This window comes from Photobacterium atrarenae (assembly GCF_024380015.1).
Classification (GTDB): Bacteria; Pseudomonadota; Gammaproteobacteria; order Enterobacterales; family Vibrionaceae; genus Photobacterium; species Photobacterium atrarenae.
The window spans coordinates 2,277,047-2,299,955 of sequence record NZ_CP101508.1 but is presented as its reverse complement, the minus strand read 5'-3'; the positions used below and the strand labels follow the sequence as shown (position 1 = coordinate 2,299,955).

Here is a 22,909-nt window from a genome sequence, read left to right as displayed (position 1 = left end):
CAATCTGATTTTGTCAGGTGGCGATTGGTCTCACATAGTATTGAGTGATAAAAACAAGGATTGTTTCTATGCGGTCATTATCGGTGCAGTGGAAAATTACCCTGATGGCAGGGGTTGGCCTTTTGGTCACCGTACTGGTACTCACCAGTCTTTCTTTTTACTTCTCGGCTCAAAGCCGGCAATTGGTCAGTGAGCAGTCATTTGCATCCCTTCGCGGCAAATCTCAGAGCGTGGTTCAGGCGCAAGCCGAGCGACAGGCAATTCATGTCCAGCAATATCTGGATGAAGCGACTTACCGCGCGGAAATGTTGGCGCAGAGTGTGTTGTTTTTGAAATATAACGCTGAAGAAAATTTTACCGGCAGTGAAGCACTGCGTGGTTCTATCAATGAGCTGCTCAGGCGTGCCGCGAATGATTTCCCGAATATATACGGCACTTTTGCGGTCTTTGAACCCGATGCGTTGGATGGCGAGGACAACAATTACCACAGCGCTTCCTATGTCGGTGCCAATGAGCGAGGGCGTTTTGCGCCATATTGGGCGAAGCCGGGCAGTGATGAGGCCATCCAGTTTGTCTTTTCGGAAGATGAACTCGCGCCGCAACAAGCCGTATGGTATCGCTGCAGCCTCAATAGCCAGAGCCCTTGTGTCCTGGAGCCGAAATTTGCAACGCACGGTGGTGAGGGACAACTGATCAGTACCATTACGATTCCGTTGATTGTGGATGAGGAGGCGATCGGGGTGATGGGGATCGATATTCGGCTCGATATGCTGCATTCGGTGATCAGCCAGGTTGATCAACGGATGTTTGGCGGTCGTGGCAAGGTTTCCCTGCTTAGCGAACAGGGCATGATCGTTGCCTGGGATCAGGCCAGCGAGCGTCGCGGTAGTGCGATCAGCGATGCGGATGGTCTGCCTCAAGCTATCTCGGCCTGGCTGGCGCAAGGTAATACATTGGTCGGCTGGAGTGACGATCAGCAGTGGTTGCAGGCGTTTACCCCGGTCTCTTTGGCGCAATCCTCCTGGGGTGTGGTGATTCAACTGCCGGCTGAGCAAGTGTTGGCCGAAGCCATTGCTCTGGATGCCGCGATCGCCGAGCAGCGGGCGGAATCGACCTGGATTCAGGTGGCGACCAGTGCGGTAATTGCGGTCGTCGGATTACTGGTGGTGTTGTTCTCTGCTGCCCGGCTGGTGGCGCCGATCAAGCAGGTGGCCGAGCGCCTGAAAGATATCGCCTCCGGAGAAGGGGATCTGACTCAGCGCCTCGACGTTGCGCAGCAAGATGAGGTGGGTGAGCTGGCACTATGGTTCAACCGGTTCCTCGATAAGCTGCAACATACCATGGGACAAGTGGTGAAGGCGGTCGATGAAGTGGGGGGAACTGCCAGTGAAGCGGCTCAGGTCGCCAGCAGTAGCCGGGACAGCAGCCAGGCACAGTTTAAAGAAGTGGATTTGGTGGCCACGGCGGCAGAAGAAATGGCCCAGACTGCTGAGCAAGTGGTTAACCATACTGAAACGGCAGTGGTGGCAGCAAATCAGGCGGGTGTGTCGGCGCAAGATGGCCAGCAGGTGGTGCAGTGCTCTGCTGAAGCGATGACCGCGCTGGTGTCGCGAATGGCGCATGCCGTGCCGGCGGCGCGGGCGCTGGCCAGTAACAGTGACGATATCAATCAAATCCTACAGGTAATTGCGGGGATTTCTGAGCAGACGAATCTGCTGGCGTTGAATGCGGCTATTGAGGCAGCGCGTGCCGGTGAGCAGGGGCGAGGATTTGCGGTGGTCGCCGATGAAGTCCGTCAGCTCGCCAGCCGGACCCAGGATTCGGTTGGCCAGATCCGTTCGGTGATTGAAGTGTTGCAGCAGGGCACCCAGGATGTAGTCGGGGCGATTGAAGAGGGAAGCCAGTTGGCGACTGAGACCTCGAATCAAGTCAGCCAGGCCGTCGAGAGCCTGAACCAGATCATGGATGCCGTGAAGTCAATTCAGGCGATGAATGAGCAGATCATGCATGCCGCACAGGAGCAGCAGGCAGTATCGGGTGAAGTGAACCGTAATGTGGTGAATATCCGCAACCTCAGTGAAGGGATCCTGAACCAGGCCGAAAGTTCGGCTGATATTGGTCAGCGACTGACCCGGCTGTCGACCCATCAGCAGGCGTTGGCCGGACAGTTTAAGGTGTAGCAGAGAAAAGGCGGCCCTTGGTAAATGAGGGCCGTCGTGCTTGCTTAGATGGCGAGCGCTTGTTAATCAGCCGGGTACCAATACCCTAGATTAATGAGTTGGGTGAGCAGCGCCATAAAGGCTGGGTGATCAAGCTGTTTGCCCAGGCTATCGCGACTGATCGTGTCCTGATCGCAAAGATAGGTGGCCGCATTGCTGCACTCTGGTGGCAGCTCAAACCTTTCCCCATTGATGTAGAGGATATGCGGGTACTCCGGATAGTAGAAAGCCCGCAGGCCACCCAGGCGATGAATCGTTTCCCCTTCTTCCAGGAACTGGTAAGTTTCACTGATCTGCCATGGCGGCTCAGCGGTGATAATATCTAACTCGTGGCGGTTGGCGCTCAGGTGCTCACCCATCCACTGTTTTAACAGTTCCGGATGATCCAGCAGGCTGCGCATCATGTTTTCCAGATCACAGTACTCTGAATCCAGGATTGCGCCGTAGTTCTTCCGGGCCGGTAGATCCGGGTTATGGTAGTGGACGTCGCCGATCTCATTGGCTATCACAAAATCAGCAAAGCTGCTCAGCAGCTCCTGCTTTTTCGGTGAGCGGAAACCGACGGAAAAGCTCATCGCCGTCTCAATGGCATAGCCGTCATGGGGAAACCCCGGTGGAATATACAGAATATCGCCCGGCTCAAGGATCTCATCAATGATGGGATCAAAATCCTTGATATGGCGCAGGGAAGGATGGCGAAACTCCTCTTCATAATTCTCTTTTTTCGGCCCGACCCGCCAGCGGCGTTTCCCTGAGCCCTGGACGATAAAGACATCGTACTGATCAATATGCGGCCCGACGCCGCCGCCTGGGGTGGAATAGCTGATCATCAAGTCATCGAACAGCCAGCCGGGCATCTGGCGGAACGGGGCGACCAGACGCGCGGCGCCTTCATGCCAGTGGTTGGCAGCCTGCACGGTGAAAGACCAGTTGTCCTCCGGCATGTTGTCAAAACTGAGCGGCCCGTGCTGAACATCCCAGTTCCCGCCTTGTCTGGCGATGTAGCGGGAGTCGACTTCTTCTTCCATTGCCAATCCGGCCAGCTCGTCTGGGCTGATTGGATCGACGAAGTTCTGAAAACCACCTTTGATGATGGTTGGTTTTTTTTGCCAGTATTGTGCCAGAAAGGCATCAAAGGCGAAGCTGAGTTGGTACATAAGTTCACTATTGCTAGGCGTTTGCCGCGAGTATAGCGCATTCCAGCGTTGAGATGATGGGGAAGATGCTGATTTGAAGCATGTCTGGCCACCAAAAAGCGATTGGGACTCAGTACAAGATATTCCAAGACCAGAGATGACGGTGAGAGTTGATGAGCGGGGGGATAATGAGCAGGCACGAAAAAAGAGAGGCTGAGGCGGCCTCTCAAATGAAATCCCTTTCACGTAGATATCGTCCTGGAGTGTAGTGCCTGGGGCATGCCGAAATTAATCGGCCGGTAGCTGGCGCAGCAGCGGAAACGCAGATTTTTGCTGTTCGTGACTGACGACAAATCCAATCAGTGTTCCTGTTTCTCGGTCAAAAGCCTTGGCGATATAGCCATTATCATCCCGGGTGACTTCCCATCGTGTTTGCGCGCCAGTTGTTTTTCCTGACAGGCTGAGCGGGAACCAGGGTGTTTTGGCCTTGATGAGACTGGCCGGCAGCTTGACCGATGTTGGCGTTCCCAACAGCGTTTTGGCCAATGCCATCGCCGATAGCATCGTCGGTTGCAGGAAGGCTCGGACTTTGCCGCCAAACTCGGCGCAGTCTCCCAGGGCATAAACATTCTGAGCAGAAGTGCGCAGCTGTTCATCAACGAGAATACCCTGATTGACAGCCAGGCCGGCATCATCTGCAAGCTTGATGTTTGGCTTCAGGCCCATGGCTGCGATCACGACATCCGCTTCGACATAGCTTTGATCGTCAAACTGAACAATAAGTTGTTGGTGGTGGCGATTCACCGCTTGAACTGTTGAGGGCAGTTTGACCCGGACCTGATTTTCCACCATAACCTGATATAACTCAGCGCCGAGGAAAGAAGGCAGTAGGGTTGGCATCAGGCGAGTTGCCCGATCACAAAGCGTGACTTGTTTTCCGGCGAGGGTGAGATCCATGGCAATCTCAGTACCGATCAGCCCGGCTCCAATCACCACAACGGATTGAGCGGATGCCAGACGATCCTGCTGGTTGGCATATTCAGCCAGACTGTTGAGCGTGGCAATCTCGTTCGTCGCATTGCCTTCGAAGGCCGGTACCAGCGAAGACGCACCGGTTGCCAAAACCAGTTTGGAATAGCTGATTTGATGATCTGGCAGTTTGACAATTTTGGCTTTCGTATCGATAGATTGAACTTCGGTGTAGTTCATCAGCTCAATTTGTTGTAAAGCAGCAAATTCATCCGCCGTCTGCTTAATTAAATCACCAGCGGTCTGTCTGCGGGAAAAGACATGGCTCAGCTCTGGCTTGGAATAGTCATCCCCACTGTCAGCAGTGATGACCGTTATTGGTGCTGCGATATCAAGTTTGCGGAGTGATTTCACCAGCTGGTAAGCGGCAAAGCCGCTTCCGATAATTACGATATGCTTCTCCATGTCCAGCCTCCTAAGCCAGTGGTTCAAATACTTCTTTACCAATCCCGCAGTCCGGGCAAAGGAAAGTGTCTGGCACCGCTTCCCATGAGGTACCTGGCGCGACATCCTGGTTGGGCTCGCCTTGCTCCGGGTCGTACACCCATTGGCAAACCGTACAGATCTGCTTCTGCGTCGGGCTGGCAGAGGAACAAGTTGGCTTTGTTGGTGAAGCTGCTTGGGTTGCCAGGTTTACCTGTTGGGATTGAACCGGGCTTTCACGACGTTCTTCGACAGGCGCTTGCTGAACTTCTATGGGTTGCAGCGCCCACTCGCGTGCGATCTTACGGCCATGCTCCCGGCATGCTTCAATGGCTTTACCGTCCGGGCGCCACTTCACTTTGATACCGACAGTGGTGAAAAATCCGGCATCAGTGAGGCGGGCATGGATCCGATCGACAGCACCGCCGTTCCAACCAAAACTACCAAATGCCCCGGCTTTCTTGCCTTTGAAGCGCAGGCCGGTGATTTCTTCCAGCATGCCGGCAACTTTAGGCATCATCACGTTGTTCATGGTTGAGGAGCCGACCAGGATCCCCTTGGAGCAGAAGACGTTGGCCAGAATTTCATTTTTATCATGGCGAGCGACGTTGAAGATTTTCACCGCTACCCGGGGATCGGTTTCTGTAATCCCCTGGGCAATCGCATCGGCCATCATGCGGGTATTGTTGGACATGGAGTCATAGAAGATCGTGATTTTGTCTTCCTGGTATTCACCGGCCCATTCAAGATACTTTTCAATAATTTGGACCGGATTATCACGCCAGATCACGCCATGGGATGTCGCGATCATATCGACCGGAAGGTTAAAGCCCAGTACCTCGTGGATCTTGGCTGTGACTAAGGGGCTGAAAGGCGTCAGAATGTTGGAATAATAGCGCAGGCACTGCTCCATCAGTTCGTTGTACTCAACTTCATCATTGAATAGACGCTCGTCACAATAGTGCTGGCCGAAGGCATCATTACTGAACAGAACGGCATCTTCAGTCAGGTAGGTCATCATGCTGTCCGGCCAGTGCAGCATTGGGGTCTCGATGAATACGAGTGACTTGCCGTTGCCTATATCTATGCTGTCCCCGGTTTTCACCGTATTGAAGTTCCACTCGGGGTGGTGGTGATGCCCGGTAATCGAGTCGATGGCATTTTCGGTACAGTAAATGGGGGTTTCCGGGATCTTGGACATCAGCAGCGATAGCGCGCCGGCGTGGTCCTCTTCAGCATGGTTAATGACGATCAGATCAATTTCCTTCAGGTCAATTTCTTGCTCAAGCTTCTGTACGAAGTCGTAACTGAATTTATGATCGACGGTGTCAATCAGCACGTTTTTACCTTCTCGGATAAGGTAACTGTTATAGCTGGTCCCTTTCAGAGTTTTGTACTCTGTTCCGTGGAAATCACGGATCTCCCAGTCGCGTTGGCCAACCCAGTGAATATTGCTTTTAACATGAATAGACATACAACCTACCTAAGACAACTCTTAACATGTATTTTTAATGCATGTTAAGAGTTAATGCGGAGGTGTGCAAGTAAAAAGTTGCATTAAAAATACATGTTAAATTTAATTGGTTGATTACTAAGATAATAAAGTTGATTTGGAAAAGGGGTAGATATAAAAAAGGCCAGCAAATGCTGGCCTTAATAGTATGTGTGCGAGTGCTTACAGCTTGTCGGTCAGCTTCACTGCGTCGCCGATGTAGTTCGCCGGTGTCATTGCTTTCAGGCGCACTTTTTCGTGCTCTGGCAGCTCCAAGCCGTCGATGAACTGGCGCATGCCTTCACCGTCAACACGCTTGCCTCGCGTCAACTCTTTCAGCTTCTCGTACGGCTTCTCGATGCCGTAGCGACGCATCACGGTTTGGACTGGCTCAGCCAGCACTTCCCAGTTCTGATCCAGTTCCGCTTCCAGGGCTGCCTGGTTCACTTCCAGCTTGCTGATCCCTTTCAGGGTTGAGGTGTACGCGATGATCGCATAGCCACAGCCCACACCCAGGTTACGCAGCACCGTTGAGTCCGTCAGATCACGCTGCCAGCGAGAAACTGGTAGTTTCTGTGCCAGGTGGCTGAAGATAGCGTTTGCCAGACCCAGGTTGCCTTCGGAGTTTTCAAAGTCGATTGGGTTGACTTTATGCGGCATGGTGGACGAGCCGATTTCGCCAGCAATGGTTTTTTGCTTGAAGTGACCCAGGGCAATGTAGCCCCAGACGTCGCGATCGAAGTCCAGCAGGATGGTATTGAAGCGGGCAAACGCGTCGAACAGCTCGGCAATGTAGTCGTGCGGCTCAATCTGCGTGGTATACGGGTTCCAGGTCAGACCCAGAGAAGTCACGAACTCTTCGCTGTACTGGTGCCAATCGATTTCTGGATAAGCCGACAGGTGGGCGTTGTAGTTCCCTACGGCACCGTTGATCTTACCCAGGATTTCAACCGCTTCGATCTGCTTGAACTGGCGCTCCATCCGGTAGGCCACGTTAGCCATTTCTTTACCCATAGTTGAAGGCGAAGCCGGTTGACCGTGGGTGCGAGACAGCAGCGGGACTTCACGGTATTCTGCTGCCAGCGCTTTAATCGCATCAATCACGTTGCGAACTTCCGGCAGCATCACTTTGTCACGAGCTTCATTGAGCATCAGCGCGTGAGACAGGTTGTTGATGTCTTCTGAAGTACAGGCGAAGTGAATGAATTCATTCACCGCGTGCAGTTCAGGCACTTCGGCCACTTTTTCTTTCAGGAAGTATTCCACCGCTTTCACGTCGTGGTTGGTGGTGCGCTCGATGGTTTTAATGCGTTGCGCATCTTCTTCACTAAATTCAGCAGCAATCCGATCCAGGTAGGCATTTGCTTCGGCGCTGAATGCAGGAACTTCCACGATAGCGTCCGTGGCGGCCAGTTTTTGTAGCCAGCGGATTTCAACGATAGTGCGGTATTTCAGCAGACCAAATTCACTGAAGATACTGCGTAGCGCACTTGTTTTACTTCCGTAGCGGCCGTCTACCGGGGAAACAGCAGTCAATGCTGACAGTTCCATGTTGCTCTCTCCTGATTAAAAAGGGGTTAGTCAATATCTGTTGTCGCCGTCAGGCTTCATTTTTGAATGGACGGCGGCTGTATCAGGTGCCGCTGATAATCGGGCGGCACCCGGGGTGTACTTAGTTTCGGGCGAGCAATATTTTTGCCTGCTCCATCATTTGTTTGCGGCCAAAAATCAAGTGGCGGCGTTTGCCGCCGACCTGGCGCCACAATACGGCACCGCGTACGGCGGCCAGCAGCAAGGCACGGACTTTGTGCTGCACACTCGGCTGTTGCAGGTGCGCCGGTGTGCCAGTGACCTGGATCCGTGGTCCGAGCGGGCTGATGGTGTCGAGGTAAATACTGGCCAGATTACTGATCATCTGCTCTTCCATCAGCTCGAAGTGATCCAGCTGACGCTTGGCGGTCTCAATCCTATCCCCCAGTTGTGCCAAGCTGTCACGGCGCCCGGACAGTTTTCGCTCCAGTGCCATCACACTGACCAGGTAACGGGTTAACTCATTACCGGATGGCGTGCTGTCAATTTCAGACGCTAAGGTTTCCAGACCCAACCGCAGGTTGGCTTCATTGCCGTAAATCTCAATGGTATTGCTCGGGTCGGTGACCACGATGCTATTGAGGCAGGTTTCCAGTGCATCACGGTCACACTGACCGTCACGGGCAACGTTCTGAACGAGTTTTACGGCCTGGCAGATCCCGGCAAACGCAATGGTACGGTCATATACACTTTGTGCCACGGGTGACAACTCCCTTTATATCCCTTTAGATTCTCTGCTCAATAATACCACCACCCAGGCAAACGTCGCCGCTGTAGAAGACAGCAGACTGACCCGGTGTGACAGCAACTTGAGGTTCGTCAAAGATCACTTTAATGTTTTCATCATCAATCGGGATGATGGTACATGGAATATCCTGCTGACGGTAACGGGTTTTGACCGTACATTGAAGCGGCTCGCGGATCGGCTGACGATCGACCCAGTGCAGCTGCGACGCGACCAGCCCTTCGGATTTCAGGCGCGGGTGATCTTTACCCTGGCCGACAATCAGCTGGTTGCGCGCGACATCTTTGTCCACCACATACCAAGCCTCTTCCAGGCCGTTGCCACCTTTCTGGCCACCGATATGCAGGCCTTTCCGCTGACCCAGGGTGTGGTACATCAGGCCCTGGTGCTGACCAATCACTTTCCCTTCGTCCGCCGTCACAATGTCGCCTGGCTGCGCAGGTAAGTACTTGCTCAGGAAGTCGGTAAATTTGCGCTCGCCGATAAAGCAGATCCCGGTGGAATCTTTCTTCTTGGCCGTTACCAGGCCTTGCTCTTCGGCAATGCGGCGCACTTCCGGTTTTTCCAGTTCGCCGACCGGGAACAGGCTACGGGCAATCTGATCGTGGCTCAGGGTATAGAGGAAATAACTCTGGTCTTTGTTGTTGTCCAGGCCACGCAGCATTTTCGGCTGCTCGCCTTCGGCGGTCGGGAATGTCCGGCGCGTGTAGTGACCCATGGCGATATAGTCGGCTTCCAGAACTTCATCCGCAAACTCAAGGAAGGCTTTGAACTTAATTTCTTTGTTACAAAGAATGTCAGGGTTCGGGGTACGGCCAGCTTTGTACTCGGCGAGGAAGTACTCAAAGACATTGTCCCAGTACTCGGCAGCAAAGTTGATGGTATGCAGCGGGATACCGAGTTTGTCACATACAGCTTGGGCGTCGGCAAGATCTTCCGCCGCAGAGCAGTACTCTTCGGTATCATCTTCTTCCCAGTTTTTCATGAACAGGCCTTCGACCTGGTAACCCTGCTGCAGCAACAGGTAAGCCGAGACAGAGGAATCAACGCCGCCGGACATGCCGACAATGACTTTTTTCTGGCTGTTATCTGACATATTTCTCTTCAGTCGTTACTAGTGATAAGAGCGTAATTCTAACAGAAAGCACCAACGCGAAACAGAGCGAGAGCCATATCACACTTTAATAATTTTATCGTCTTTCTTCCCCGGTGACCCAATCAGAGAACCCTGTTCCCCTTTCGTGACTGAAGGCTGCATGAACCCTGAATAAAATCTGGTTTCTGAAGCTTGTCAAACATTACGCAAACGTTTGCTTTTGGGCGAATGATAAAGGATGTGCACAGGAATGTGTAGTGTTTTTTGTTTGTCCTGCGGGAAAATCACTGGGTGCCGATAACCACACTGTCAGATGTCGTCACCCAGCGGGGGAGGGCTGAAGATTAAGCGCTCGATGCCAGAGTGACTTCCCGCCACTCACCCGGCGCCAGTCCGTCGACCTGCCAGTCTGCCATCTGGTAGCGGATCAGGCGCAGGGTCGGAAAACCGATGTGGGCAGTCATCCGGCGTACCTGGCGGTTACGTCCTTCTTTGAGGGTGATGGCCAGCCAGGTCGTCGGGATATTCTTGCGCTCCCGAATTGGCGGATTCCGCTCCCAGACGTTTGGCGCTGCGATCACTTCCACATCGGCCGGCAGAGTCGGGCCGTCCTTGAGCGTCACTCCACGGCGCAGGCGTTCCAAATCGGTGTCTTCAGGCGCCCCTTCCACCTGGACCCAGTAGGTTTTGGGTTGTTTTGATTTTGGCTGGGTCAGCCTGGCTTGCAGGACGCCATCATTGGTGAGTACCAGTAATCCTTCACTGTCTTTATCCAGTCGCCCGGCCGGATAGACGTCTTTGACCGGGATGAAATCGGCCAGTGTTTTATCCCCTGGTTCTCCGCTGAACTGGGTTAAAACGTTATAAGGTTTGTTAAATAAAATGATCTTTCTCGGCCCGCGCGGGCGTTTTGGCTGATTAAGTTTTCTTGACGACCGACGCTCATTCTTGAAACGTTTAGGTTGACGGGCAGCGGTGTTTGGCTTCATAAATAGCGTGCTTAGTGCGGATAGTGACATTGAACTGCCTATTATACGCGAAAATGAACCCGATTGGCGTATCGACAAAATTTCAAGTATGATTTGCGCGCATCTTACAAAAAGATAACAAATGGACGCTAGGAGATTTAAATGGATAGTAAAGTAGTAGTACCAGTTGAAGGTCAAAAAATTTCTGTTGATGCAGAAGGTAAACTGGTCGTTCCTAACAACCCAGTTATCCCTTATATCGAAGGGGATGGCATTGGTGTTGATGTAAGCCCTGCAATGATCAAAGTGGTTGATGCGGCTGTCGAGAAAGCTTACGGCGGTGACCGTAAGATTGAGTGGATGGAAATCTACACCGGTGAGAAATCAACTCAGGTTTACGGTGAAGATGCCTGGCTTCCGCAAGAGACCCTGGATTTTATCCGCGAATACAAAGTCGCTATCAAAGGCCCATTGACGACGCCGGTCGGCGGCGGTATCCGTTCTCTGAACGTTGCCCTGCGTCAGGAACTTGATCTATATATCTGTGCCCGTCCGGTCCGTTACTTCGACGGCGTACCAAGCCCGCTGAAACAACCTGAACTGACCGATATGGTGATCTACCGTGAAAACTCGGAAGACATCTATGCCGGTGTTGAATTCCAGGCCGGCACTGCTGAAGCAGACAAAGTGATTAAATTCCTGCAAGACGAAATGGGCGCGACGAAGATCCGTTTCCCACAACAGTGTGGTGTCGGGATCAAGCCTGTATCTGAGGAAGGCACGAAACGTCTGGTTCGCGCTGCCCTGCAGTACACCATTGACAACGACCGTGATTCTCTGACACTGGTTCACAAAGGCAACATCATGAAGTTCACCGAAGGTGCCTTCAAAGACTGGGGCTATGAAGTTGCGGCTGAGTTTGGTGCCGAGCTGCTGGACGGTGGCCCATGGATGACGCTGAAGAATCCAAAGACTGGCAAAGAAATCATTATCAAAGACAGCATCGCGGATGCATTCTTGCAGCAAATCCTGCTGCGTCCGGCTGAGTACGATGTGATTGCAACCATGAACCTGAACGGCGACTACATCTCTGATGCGCTGGCTGCACAGGTCGGTGGTATCGGTATTGCACCGGGTGCCAACATCGGTGACGGTGTTGCCTTGTTCGAAGCCACGCACGGCACGGCACCTAAGTATGCCGGCCAGGATAAAGTGAACCCGGGTTCTCTGATCCTGTCTGCTGAAATGATGCTGCGTCATATGGGCTGGACTGAAGCAGCCGACCTGATTATCGCTGCAATGGAAGGTGCCATCCGCAACAAGACTGTGACTTACGATTTCGAGCGTCAGATGGATGGCGCAACGCTGCGTAAGTGTTCTGAGTTTGCTGACGACATGATCGAGCAAATGAAGTAATCGCCCTTTAGCGGCAAAGCTCAAGGCTCAGCATTCGCTGGGCCTTTTTATTTGGGCGATATTTTGACAATTGCTAATCGTCTTCACTGTTTCGGTGGCGACGGATATGCACCTGCGCGGTTTTGGCTTATCATTGTAGAGAAGTCGGGGAATTGTAGAGAAGCTGGATATTAGCAAAGCAGCGGCGCGGGCGGTGATGCGTTCTGGTTGATAAAACTGGCACGGCTAATCGATATCGCAGGCGGGTTACAGTCGGTTGGAATAAAAAGGTGAGCGCCGCTCACCTTCATGTTCGTAGGAAAGAAGCCGAGCGTGGTTTACTTTGCGACGTCCATCTCGACTGGGACTATCTCTTTGGCATGGAAACCTTTTGGACCCGACTCAACGGTGTAGTTGACTTGTTGGCCAGCTTTCAGAGTGCGGTATCCATCCATCTGGATAGTTGAATAGTGTGCAAAGATATCGCCTTCGCCCTCTTCCGGGCAGATAAAACCGAAACCTTTGGCGTTATTGAACCATTTAACTGTACCTGTTGCCATGCTATACATCCCTCTTTGCATTCAAGTTCCATTTTGCATCAGTATCCAGACCATTTTTATCATGACTTGAATACTAATGCTAATTTGATGCAGATTATATCTACTACAGGTTACACTCTAGTAAAAAGAGCTAGACAGTCAAGTGCATATTGTAACATTTTCATAAAAACTCGGTTTGTATCGAAGATGTTGTAGCAAGCACGTAAACAAATGGCTAAGATGAAACTATGAGCAAGCTATATGAATGGATTATACCGGAGTCAGACGTACAGGAAGAGGAGAAGACTCAGGTAAAACCGCCATCGATGTATAAAGTAATTCTGAATAATGATGATTACACACCGATGGATTTTGTGATAGAAGTGTTACAGAAGTTCTTCTCCATGGACTTGGAGAAAGCAACACAGTTGATGCTTACTGTGCATTATGAAGGGAAAGCAATTTGTGGAACCTTTACCGCTGAAGTCGCCGAGACGAAGGTGGCACAAGTGATGATGTATGCGAGGGAGCATGAACATCCGCTACTGTGTACGATGGAAAAAGCTTAATTTTTCCGGCACACCATTATGAGTGGTATTTAGGGGAGGTGCCTTATGCTAAACAAAGAACTTGAAGCGAGCTTGAACGGTGCATTCGCCAGGGCGAGAGAAAAGCGCCATGAATTTATGACCGTTGAGCATCTGCTCCTGGCGTTGCTGGAGAACGCCGCAGCGCAAGAGGCACTGCTTGCTTGTCGTGCAGAGCTGGATACGTTACGGAAAGAACTCGATTCCTTCATTGAACAGACAACCCCATTGATCCCGGCCGATGATGAAAGCCGGGAAACCCAACCGACGCTGAGCTTCCAGCGAGTGCTGCAGCGTGCGGTTTTCCATGTCCAGTCTTCCGGCCGCAGCGAAGTGACCGGTGCCAATGTTCTGGTCGCCATTTTCAGCGAGCAAGAATCACATGCCGCCTACCTGCTGAAGAAGAGTGATATCAGCCGTTTGGATGTCGTGAATTTTATTTCTCACGGCACGGTAAAAGACAGCGACAACGATGATCTCAATGGCTCAGATGTCGGCGGTGACGAAGCGCGCGCTGAACAAAACAATGAAGACAAGCTGGAAAACTTTGCCATTAACCTTAACCAGTTGGCCCGTGCGGGCGGGATTGACCCGCTGATTGGACGGGATAATGAGCTGGAGCGAACCGTTCAGGTCTTGTGCCGCCGCCGGAAGAATAATCCGCTGCTGGTAGGGGAAGCCGGGGTCGGCAAAACAGCGATAGCGGAAGGCCTGGCGTGGCGCATTGTGGAAGGCCAGGTACCGGATATCATCAAAGATTGCGTAATTTATTCACTGGATATCGGCTCATTGCTGGCCGGCACCAAGTATCGGGGTGATTTTGAAAAACGCTTCAAAGGTATTTTGAAGCAGTTGGAGAAAGAAGATCACGCGATCCTGTTTATCGATGAAATCCACACCATCATCGGTGCCGGGGCGGCATCGGGGGGGCAGGTGGATGCTGCGAACCTGATCAAGCCGTTGCTCAGTAGCGGTAAGATCCGTTGCATGGGTTCAACCACCTACCAGGAATACAGCAATATTTTCGAGAAAGAGCGGGCATTATCTCGTCGCTTCCAGAAAATCGATATTATTGAGCCATCTCTGGATGATACCACCAAGATCCTGATGGGGCTGAAGCCGAAATACGAAGCACACCATGAAGTGCGCTTTACCAATAAGGCCATCCGTGCAGCAGTTGAGCTGTCGGCAAAATATATCAATGAGCGCCATCTGCCGGATAAGGCGATTGATGTGATTGATGAGGCCGGGGCGCGCTGTCGTCTGGCACCAGCCAGCAAGCGGAAGAAAACAGTCAATGTCAGCGATATTGAGTCGATGATTGCCAAAATGGCCCGTATTCCGGAGAAATCGGTCTCTTCCAGTGATCGTGATGTGCTGCAAAAGCTCGACAGCAAACTGAAGATGCTGGTGTTTGGTCAGGATCCGGCGATTGATGTGCTGACTGAGGCCATCAAGCTGAGCCGTGCCGGACTGGGTGCCGAGAATAAACCTGTGGGTTCATTCCTGTTCGCCGGCCCGACCGGGGTCGGGAAGACTGAGGTAACGGTGCAGTTGGCACGTACTCTGGGGATTGACCTGCTGCGTTTTGACATGTCCGAGTACATGGAGCGCCATACAGTCAGCCGACTGATCGGTGCGCCTCCGGGCTATGTTGGCTATGATCAGGGCGGCCTGTTGACGGATGCAGTGATCAAGAGCCCGCACTCTGTCGTGCTGCTGGATGAAATTGAGAAAGCGCACCCGGATGTGTTTAATCTGCTGTTGCAGGTGATGGATAACGGGACACTGACGGATAACAATGGTCGCAAGGCCGATTTCCGTAACGTGATCCTGGTGATGACCACCAATGCCGGGGTCACGGAAACGGTCCGTAAGTCGATCGGCCTGATCCAGCAGGATCACAGCTCTGATGCGATGGGGGAAATCAAACGTGTCTTTACGCCTGAGTTCCGCAATCGTCTGGATGGCATCATCTGGTTTAACCATTTGGAGAAAGATGTGATTGCACAGGTCGTCGACAAGTTCATTGTTGAGCTGCAGGCACAGCTGGATGCCCGGGGCGTGTCAATGGAAGTTTCTTCTGCGGCGCGTGAGTGGTTGGCCAATAAAGGTTACGACAAATCGATGGGTGCCCGCCCAATGGCGCGAGTCATCCAGGACAACCTGAAAAAACCGATGGCGAACGAGCTGTTGTTCGGTTGCCTCATCAACGGCGGCTCGGTCCGGGTTGATCTGGTTGACGATAAGCTCGATTTCCAATTCAGCAGTGAAATGGAACCGGCGCACTAGCCGTTGAGCTAAAGACGATGAAAAAAGCCGCTTCAATAGCGGCTTTTTTATGTAACGTTGCATAAATAAAACCCGGCCTGAGCCGGGTTTTATTTGCATTCTTTAATCTTATACCAATCAAAGTAAGTAAGTGTTCAGAAATAGCGCAGGAAAAATGTTTGAGAACAAGGCAGAATTTTTTGATAAGTAGTTATTCTACAATCAAAAATTCTAACGCAGTTATCGAGCATTTGAACAAGCTAGGATGACCAGTTATTTACTGCGATTGGTATTATATAAGATTAACGCGCGCGGAAGACGATACGGCCTTTGGTCAGGTCGTATGGAGTCAGCTCCACAGTCACCTTATCACCAGTCAGAATACGGATGTAGTTCTTGCGCATTTTACCAGAGATGTGCGCGGTAACGACGTGACCGTTCTCCAGCTCAACACGGAACATAGTATTCGGTAGTGTATCAAGTACAGTACCTTGCATTTCAATTACGTCTTCTTTTGCCATTGAATCCTCTTAGGCTACCAGCCATGCTTCTGATCGGGCCGGATGATGCCTTGAAACTGTTTAAGTGTAAAGTTTAGGCCGCAATTTTACCCTTGCTTCCGTGCTTTGTCAGCTACTGTTCGGTATTTTCTACCCATTAATCGTAGATAGTCATGGCGATGGGCTACTTCCAGTGCCCGTCGTGTAATTTTTGATGGGGTTTAAAGCGCACTTTATAGTTCATGGCTTTACAGGCATCAATCTGATAACCGGGATATAGCCACGCCCGTTCGGTTTGTCGGGCATACTGAATTTGAAAGAGTACACATAAGGTGCCAAGCGAGAGCGGGGAATCCGGGTCAAAAAAACTGTACACGGCACTGAGCGCATCGTTGAACATGTCGGTCACGGCAATGGCAATGAGTCGTTCCTGATCGTAGACGTGCAAGAACAGTGTATCCATCCACGCCGCGGTACAAAAGTCGTAAAACTGCTCTTTATTGGCCGGATACATAGTCCCGTTCGCATGGCGAAGCCGGATATATTTCTCGTACAGGGTAAACCAGTTTTCATCCAGCGTTGGCTTAAATTCCCAGCGTAGTGTCTTCATCTGGTTGAGCTGACGCTTCTGGCTCTTTGACGGCTGAAAGTGGCGGCAGTCGATCCGCAGGGGGGTACATGCCTGACACAGGCGGCACATCGGGCGGTAGACGGCGCTGCCACTGCGCCGGTAGCCCGAAGCCAGTAACAGCCCATAGCCTTCCGGGGTTAACCAATGGTGATCCATCACAACGCCCAGTTGCTCCTGCGCTTCGGGTAAATAATTACAGCTCGAGGTCGGCGTCAGCCCGATCCGAAGGGATAGATTACGATAACTGGTCATGTGTCGCCTGATGTAGTACCTGAGGTTGGTAACAGCCTTTTTTGAGTATGGCATCTCTTTGGCTGTGTAAATGTTGCATAAATGGAGAACGCTTGAGTTCGACTGCACCCAGCGAAGCTAGGTGGTCGTTCATGATCTGACAGTCAATCAGTGAGCCGCCATGGGCGGTGAAATGCTCGCAAAACAGCCACAGCGCAATCTTTGAGGCATTGTCCGCGAGGGAGAACATTGATTCGCCGCAAAACACGCTGCCGACTTGCACGCCGTACAGGCCGCCGACCAGTTGTTCTTGATGCCATACTTCCACCGAGTGGCAGAAACCCAGATGGTGTAATTGCTGATAAGCCTGCATCATATCGCGGGTGATCCAGGTTTGCTCAGGGCCGCGACTGTCACCGCAAAGCCGGATCACTTCCGGGCAGGCATGGTTCAGGGTGACTCGATACCCTGATTTTCGCAGGAACTTGCGCAGGCTCTTGCTGGGTTTAAACTGCGCCGGCAGAAACACGGCTCTGGGAGCCGGACTCCACCATAAAATTGGCTCACCTTCGGAGTACCAGGGAAATATCCCCTGGCGATAGGCGGCAACCAACCGCTCCGGCCGCAAATCGCCGCCAAAGGCTAACAAGCCGTTGGGCTCGTCCAGGGCGGTTTCAATCACGGGAAATTGTGTGGTGGCCGGGTCCAGCTCCGGCAGATAGATAGCCATAATGTTGTCGATGTGGGTATGCGAGGCGAAAATGAGAATATAACGTACTGGGGAAATTATATGATGAGAAAAAAATTATTGTTACTGTTATTGCCCTGGATATTACTGCCTTTGCTGGCATTCGCTGGTCCCTATCAGCGTAATCAAGCGCGCCCGGTCGAACGGGTTGTCTTCGGGGAGGTGACATCTGTTCGCTATATCACCCAGCAGGAAATTGATGCATCTGAGCGTCGCGGCTGGGAAACACTGTTGGGGGGCGTCATTGGCGGCTTAATCGGCAACCAGTTCGGCAGCGGCGCCGGGCGAGAAGTGGCTACTGCCGCCGGGGTTATGGCGGGTGCGGCACTGGCTCATCAGCGTCAGCCCCGGCAGGCACTGGTTCACTATCAGCTGGTGGAGCTGCTGATACAAACCGAAGACGGGCGGCTGATTGATGTGATCCAGGATGTGGATCCGAAGATGTTGTTTCAGCGCGGCGACCGGATCCGGATCCTCTATTTCCGTGACGGCGTGCGGGTCGATAAAACGTTCTGACGATTGCTTGGGCAAGGGAGCTGTCAATAAACGTTCGCCTGGATCCTCAGTTGTGGACGACAGGCATGAAAAAAGCGAAAGGCCGGGCCTTTCGCTTTTTGATTGATGGTGTCACGCATGAGACGGCAGTGCGGTTAAATCCGCTTACATAACTCAGCGTACCGGCCGCCTTGGGCCAGAAGCTCGTCGTGCTTGCCTCGCTCGATGATGGCGCCTTCGTCCATCAGGCAGATTTGGTTCATCTGCTCCAGGCCAACCAGGCGGTGGGTAATAAACAGCACGGTTTTATCCTTGGCGTGCTCGAGCAGCAGGTTGATAATTTGCTGCTCGGTGCGGCGGTCAAGCCCTTCGGTCGGCTCATCCATCAGCAGGATTGGGGCGTCGTGCAGCAAGGCGCGAGCGATTCCGATCCGGCGGCGTTCCCCCCCAGAAATCTGACGACCACCGTCACCCAGCCAGGTATCCAGACCCTGGCCGTCCAGCAGGGTGCTCAGACCAACCTGCTTCAGCACCGCTTCAAATTCTTCGTCCGTGCCATCCGGCTTCGCCAGCAGCAGGTTTTCACGCAGCGGGCCGTTGAAGACATCAACACGCTGGCTGACCACAGTGATCGACTCGCGCAGCGCTTTCTCTTGCCAGCTCGGCAGCGCGACGCCATCGATGCTGATGCTGCCTTGCTGCGGATCCCAGTTGCGGGTCAGCAGTTGAAGCAGCGTCGATTTGCCGCAGCCGGTCCGGCCGAGCAGGGCCAGCTTTTCGCCTTGCTTGAGGGTAAGCGAGACATCGCGCAACACAGGTTGATCGCTGCCGTAATAGGTATAACTGACATGATCAATCAGAATATCGCCTCGGGCACGCACAGAGTGGCCCTGGGGATCAAACGGCGTGTCCGGCTCAGCCTGGATAATTTCGTTCAGACGCCGGGCAGAGGTCAGGGTCTGGCCCAGGTACTGGAAGGCACCGGCCACCGGCATCATGATCTCGACGCTGGCCATGGTGGCAAAGGCAACCATGGCGATAAACGGATCGGGGCCACTGCCGCCAACACCGTCTGCCGCCAGCCAGAGGATCAGGACCAACGCCCAGCCGGTTGCTGCAACGAGCACCGCATTCGCCAGGCCTGTCAGGCTGGCCATTTTCCGTTGTGCCAGCAGCAGCTCATCCTGTTGCGCCAGTGCCTGCTGGCGGTAACGCGCTTCGGCATTAAACAGCAGTAGCTCGGCATGGCCTTGGATCCAGTCCAGCAGCTTGATCCGGTAGTTGGCTTTGGCATAGGTCAGGGACTCACCATTGGTTTTGCCAAGGCGGTAGAACACCACCGGCAAGGTGAACATCAACGCCAGCAGGATAAAGCCCAGGGTCAGACCAATCGTCGGATCAAACCAAGCCAGGAAACCTGTGATCGCTACGAGGCCGATGACCCCGATGATCAGTGGGCTGACCAGACGCAGGTAGACATGATCCATCGCATCAACATCGGCCACCAGGCGGTTGAGCAGATCGGCATCACGCAGGTTAGCCTGGCGCCCCGGGATCAAGGGTGCCAGTTTGCGGAAGAAGAACAGTCGCAGATCGGCCAGCAGTTTGAAGGTAGCGTTGTGGCTCACCACGCGCTCACCCCAGCGGCCGGCAGTCCGGGCCATGGAGAAACCGCGCACCCCGGCACCCGGCAGCATGTAGTTGAAGGTTTCCCGGGCAATGGTCAGGCCGGCAACAGCAGAAGCGGCAATAAACCAACCGGACAGGGTCAACAGACTCAGGGCGGACAGCAGGGTTGCCAGACCCAGCAGCATGCCCAGCGTCAGGCCGAACCAGTGCTTGCGGTAGAGTTTCAGGTAAGGGATTAAATCACGCATCGAGATCCCTCTTATCAGTGTGAGCCAGCATATCGGCCAGCAGGCCGTGGTGGCGAATTTCATCAAAAGGACCGTTCTGAACCAGCTGGCCGTTCTCCATCACCAGAACGCGGTCCATGGTGGCCAGTTGATCCAGGCGGTGGCTGACCATCAGGGTCGTCTGGCCCTGCACGGCGACCGACAGGCTTTCCAGCACCAGGTGCTCACTGTTGGCGTCCAGGCTTGCTGTCGGCTCATCCAGCAACCAGAACGCGCCGTTTTGCAGCATGGCACGGGCCACGGCAATCCGTTGGGCTTGACCGACCGACAAACCACCGGCGCGATCACCAACCTGATGTTGATAGCCTTTTTCCAGGCGGCGGATAAATTCATCGGCATAGGCCTGCTGTGCCACCTGGGTGACATGTTCTTCCGTCGCCAGCGGGTTACCCAGGGTGATGTTGTCTCGCACGGTGCCGTGAACCAGCAGCGGGTTTTGCCCGACCCAACTGATAGTCTGGCGCCACTCACTATGATCGAGTTGGTTGAGCTCGATGCCGTTGATGGTCAGGCTGCCGCGATACGGCAAAAAGCCGAGCAGGGCATTGAGCAGGCTGGTTTTACCGGCGCCGCTCGGGCCGACCAGGGCAATGTGTTCATGCGGATTCATTTCAAAAGTGAGCGGACCGGCCAGCACCTGGCCTTGCGGGCTCAGTACTTCCAGATCACGGGCGCAGATCTGAATGGTTTCCGGTGACGGCAGCTCGGTATCGCCCTTGCTCATTTCATCGGCTTCGGCATTGAGAAATTCGACGATGGACTCGGCGGCACCAATCGCGGAGGCCTTGGCGTGGTAGAAAGTGCCCAGATCACGCAGCGGCTGGTAGAACTCAGGGGCCAGCACCAACACAAACAGGCCGGTAAACAGGGTCAAGGGGACGCCGTAATGGCCAAAGTTCAGCTCGCCGATGAAGGCAAAACCAAAGTACACCGCGACCAGGGCAACGGAAATTGCAGAGAAAAACTCCAGTACCGCGGAAGAGAGGAAAGCCAGGCGTAGCACTTCCATGGTGCGCTTGCGCAAGACATGGGAGGCTGCGTGGAGGTTCTCGGCTTCGGCTTCGGTGCGGTTAAACAGGCGCAGGGTTGCCAAGCCCTGAAGACGGTCATAGAAATGCCCGGACAGACGTTGCAACGCCTTGAAGTTACGCCGGTTGGCATCGGCAGCTCCCAGGCCGACCAGGGCCATGAAGATTGGCACCAGCGGCGCGGTGATTAGAAAAATCAGGCCGGCCGCCCAGTTGAGCGGGAAGACGGCGACCAGGATGATCAGCGGCACCAGTACGGCAATCGACATTTGCGGGATATAGCGGGAGAAGAAATCCTGCATTTCCTCGACCTGCTCCAGCACCAGGCTGGCCCAGGCACCGGCGGGCTTGCCCTTGATATATGCCGGTCCCAGCTTGTGCAGGCGATTGAGGATCAACTGGCGGATATGAAGGCGGATCTGCTCGCCGCAGCGGTATCCGAAAATCTCCCGTCCCCAGCTACAGGCCGCACGCAGCCCGACAATGACAATGAGGCTGATAAAATGGCTGACCAGTTCGGCTTTGTCGGTGTGCTCGATAATCAGCTGGTGAAGAATGTGAGCCAGCAGCGCAGCCTGGCCGACTAACAGCAATCCCGAAAGAAACCCGAGTCCGACGCTCAGCATCAGCCAGCGTTTGGCGAGTTTGCTTTGTGACTTTAACCATTTGGTTAAGTCGCGTTGTTTTTGTTTATCCATAAGATATCTTGAGCTGCATGTTGCAACGCGCAGAAATGAAGAAGGCTAAAAACAACCGCTGCCAGAAGGCAGCGGTCGGACATCAATGATTATTGTTCTTCGAGTGCGTCAAGGAAACGCTCGGCATCCAGGGCTGCCATACAGCCTGTGCCGGCAGAAGTGATGGCCTGACGGTAGGTATGATCCATCACATCACCGGCAGCAAAAATGCCGGCGACGCTGGTTTGCGTCGCATTGCCTTCGGTGCCGGACTGGACTTTAATGTAGCCGTTGGCCATCTCCAGCTGACCTTCGAAAATGTCGGTGTTCGGCTGGTGGCCGATGGCGATGAACGCCCCCATCACCTCCAGGGTTTCAGTGGCGTCCGATTGCGTATCTTTGATCCGCACGGCAGTGACGCCCATGTCATCACCCAGCACTTCATCCAGCACGCGGTCGGTGTGAAGAATGATGTTGCCGTTTTCCACTTTGTCCATCAAGCGCTTGATCAGGATCTTCTCAGAGCGGAACGTGTCACGGCGGTGGATCAGATGCACTTCTGAAGCGATGTTGGACAGGTACAGGGCTTCCTCAACTGCTGTGTTGCCGCCGCCGACGACCGCGACCTTCTGGTTGCGGTAGAAGAAACCGTCACATGTGGCACAGGCGGAGACGCCGCGACCTTTAAAGTTCTCTTCTGATTCCAGACCCAGGTACTTGGCCGAGGCACCGGTGGCAATGATCAGGGCGTCACAGGTATATTCGCCGCTGTCGCCTTTGAGACGGAATGGACGCTGGCTGAAGTCGGTTTCGTTGATGTGGTCGAAGATAATTTCAGTGTCGAATTTTTCAGCGTGGGCCTTCATACGCTCCATCAGGGCCGGGCCTGTCAGGCCTTCCGCATCACCTGGCCAGTTTTCCACTTCGGTTGTGGTTGTCAGCTGACCGCCTTGTTGCATCCCGGTCACCATCACCGGGTTAAGATTCGCGCGCGCAGCATAGACAGCAGCCGTATAGCCGGCAGGACCAGAACCAAGGATGAGCAGTTTACAATGTCTTACGTTACTCATTACTTCTCCAGGCTGAATGAGAATTTGTCATATAGAAGACTGATTGTAGGTAAATTGAAGACGTAAAGAAAGAGCTCGGTGCTCAGGCAGGCTCCCCGGCGTGGGCCAGGGAGGGAAAGCGGC

19 protein-coding genes are annotated in these 22,909 nt (G+C 53.4%); 5 read left to right on the top strand and 14 right to left on the bottom strand.

What is annotated here, in order from left to right:
* The first annotated feature begins 68 nt into the window (after positions 1-68).
* Entirely contained in the window at positions 69-2,180 is a 2,112-nt protein-coding gene (locus tag NNL38_RS10810; protein WP_255388046.1) for a methyl-accepting chemotaxis protein, read from the top strand.
* A gap of 62 nt (positions 2,181-2,242) precedes the next feature.
* On the opposite strand, the gene NNL38_RS10805 is transcribed toward NNL38_RS10810, so the two are convergent.
* The 7 genes from NNL38_RS10805 to rluE all read right to left on the bottom strand — a co-directional run bounded on the left by NNL38_RS10805 (position 2,243) and on the right by rluE (position 10,719).
* Positions 2,243-3,376 (bottom strand): ribosomal protein uL16 3-hydroxylase, encoded by a 1,134-nt coding sequence (locus tag NNL38_RS10805; protein ID WP_255388045.1) that lies wholly within the window; start codon positions 3,374-3,376, stop codon positions 2,243-2,245.
* A 267-nt stretch (positions 3,377-3,643) separates the two neighbouring features.
* On the bottom strand, positions 3,644-4,789 hold the full coding sequence (norW, locus tag NNL38_RS10800; protein WP_255388044.1) for an NADH:flavorubredoxin reductase NorW: 1,146 nt from the start codon (positions 4,787-4,789) through the stop codon (positions 3,644-3,646).
* Between the two features lie 10 nt (positions 4,790-4,799).
* Positions 4,800-6,281: an anaerobic nitric oxide reductase flavorubredoxin gene (gene norV, locus NNL38_RS10795; protein ID WP_255388043.1), complete on the bottom strand. Its 1,482-nt coding sequence runs from the start codon at positions 6,279-6,281 to the stop codon at positions 4,800-4,802.
* Positions 6,282-6,482: 201 nt separating this feature from the next.
* Positions 6,483-7,850 carry an adenylosuccinate lyase gene (purB, locus tag NNL38_RS10790; protein ID WP_255388042.1) on the bottom strand — a complete coding sequence of 456 codons (1,368 nt, stop codon included), beginning with the start codon at positions 7,848-7,850 and terminating at the stop codon, positions 6,483-6,485.
* Between the two features lie 121 nt (positions 7,851-7,971).
* Positions 7,972-8,589 (bottom strand): high frequency lysogenization protein HflD, encoded by a 618-nt coding sequence (gene hflD, locus NNL38_RS10785; protein WP_255388041.1) that lies wholly within the window; start codon positions 8,587-8,589, stop codon positions 7,972-7,974.
* A gap of 25 nt (positions 8,590-8,614) precedes the next feature.
* Complete coding sequence (gene mnmA / locus NNL38_RS10780; protein ID WP_255388040.1) at positions 8,615-9,730, bottom strand: tRNA 2-thiouridine(34) synthase MnmA; 1,116 nt, start codon at positions 9,728-9,730, stop codon at positions 8,615-8,617.
* A 344-nt stretch (positions 9,731-10,074) separates the two neighbouring features.
* The gene (rluE, locus tag NNL38_RS10775; protein ID WP_255388039.1) at positions 10,075-10,719 is read right to left on the bottom strand and encodes a 23S rRNA pseudouridine(2457) synthase RluE; all 645 of its coding nucleotides are present in this window, start codon (positions 10,717-10,719) and stop codon (positions 10,075-10,077) included.
* A 141-nt stretch (positions 10,720-10,860) separates the two neighbouring features.
* Here rluE and icd point away from each other — a divergent pair, with 141 nt between their 5' ends.
* Positions 10,861-12,114, top strand: coding sequence for an NADP-dependent isocitrate dehydrogenase (gene icd / locus NNL38_RS10770; protein ID WP_255388038.1), 1,254 nt, complete (start codon positions 10,861-10,863; stop codon positions 12,112-12,114).
* 317 nt (positions 12,115-12,431) lie between these two features.
* Here icd and cspD read toward each other — a convergent pair whose 3' ends face one another.
* Positions 12,432-12,653, bottom strand: coding sequence for a cold shock domain-containing protein CspD (gene cspD, locus NNL38_RS10765; protein WP_255388037.1), 222 nt, complete (start codon positions 12,651-12,653; stop codon positions 12,432-12,434).
* 227 nt (positions 12,654-12,880) lie between these two features.
* Here cspD and clpS point away from each other — a divergent pair, with 227 nt between their 5' ends.
* Both clpS and clpA read left to right on the top strand, forming a co-directional pair.
* The gene (gene clpS / locus NNL38_RS10760; RefSeq protein WP_255388036.1) at positions 12,881-13,201 is read left to right on the top strand and encodes an ATP-dependent Clp protease adapter ClpS; all 321 of its coding nucleotides are present in this window, start codon (positions 12,881-12,883) and stop codon (positions 13,199-13,201) included.
* Between the two features lie 45 nt (positions 13,202-13,246).
* Positions 13,247-15,511, top strand: coding sequence for an ATP-dependent Clp protease ATP-binding subunit ClpA (clpA, locus tag NNL38_RS10755; RefSeq protein ID WP_255388035.1), 2,265 nt, complete (start codon positions 13,247-13,249; stop codon positions 15,509-15,511).
* Between the two features lie 281 nt (positions 15,512-15,792).
* On the opposite strand, the gene infA is transcribed toward clpA, so the two are convergent.
* The 3 genes from infA to aat form a co-directional block, all read right to left on the bottom strand.
* Positions 15,793-16,011, bottom strand: coding sequence for a translation initiation factor IF-1 (infA, locus tag NNL38_RS10750; protein ID WP_005298441.1), 219 nt, complete (start codon positions 16,009-16,011; stop codon positions 15,793-15,795).
* A gap of 163 nt (positions 16,012-16,174) precedes the next feature.
* The gene (locus tag NNL38_RS10745) at positions 16,175-16,873 is read right to left on the bottom strand and encodes an arginyltransferase (RefSeq protein WP_255388034.1); all 699 of its coding nucleotides are present in this window, start codon (positions 16,871-16,873) and stop codon (positions 16,175-16,177) included.
* Positions 16,857-17,582, bottom strand: coding sequence for a leucyl/phenylalanyl-tRNA--protein transferase (gene aat, locus NNL38_RS10740; RefSeq protein ID WP_255388033.1), 726 nt, complete (start codon positions 17,580-17,582; stop codon positions 16,857-16,859). Before aat ends, NNL38_RS10745 begins: the two co-directional genes overlap by 17 nt.
* A 63-nt stretch (positions 17,583-17,645) precedes the next feature.
* Between aat and NNL38_RS10735 the strand changes: the two genes are divergently transcribed.
* Positions 17,646-18,116 carry an outer membrane lipoprotein gene (locus tag NNL38_RS10735; protein ID WP_255390621.1) on the top strand — a complete coding sequence of 157 codons (471 nt, stop codon included), beginning with the start codon at positions 17,646-17,648 and terminating at the stop codon, positions 18,114-18,116.
* Between the two features lie 134 nt (positions 18,117-18,250).
* On the opposite strand, the gene cydC is transcribed toward NNL38_RS10735, so the two are convergent.
* The 3 genes from cydC to trxB form a co-directional block, all read right to left on the bottom strand.
* Positions 18,251-19,972, bottom strand: a complete 1,722-nt coding sequence (gene cydC / locus NNL38_RS10730) for a heme ABC transporter ATP-binding protein/permease CydC (protein ID WP_255388032.1) — start codon at positions 19,970-19,972, stop codon at positions 18,251-18,253.
* Positions 19,965-21,737 (bottom strand): heme ABC transporter permease/ATP-binding protein CydD, encoded by a 1,773-nt coding sequence (gene cydD, locus NNL38_RS10725; protein ID WP_255388031.1) that lies wholly within the window; start codon positions 21,735-21,737, stop codon positions 19,965-19,967. The genes cydC and cydD overlap by 8 nt, the downstream gene beginning before the upstream one ends.
* Before the next feature lie 89 nt (positions 21,738-21,826).
* Positions 21,827-22,786, bottom strand: a complete 960-nt coding sequence (gene trxB / locus NNL38_RS10720; RefSeq protein ID WP_255388030.1) for a thioredoxin-disulfide reductase — start codon at positions 22,784-22,786, stop codon at positions 21,827-21,829.
* Positions 22,787-22,909 lie beyond the last annotated feature (123 nt).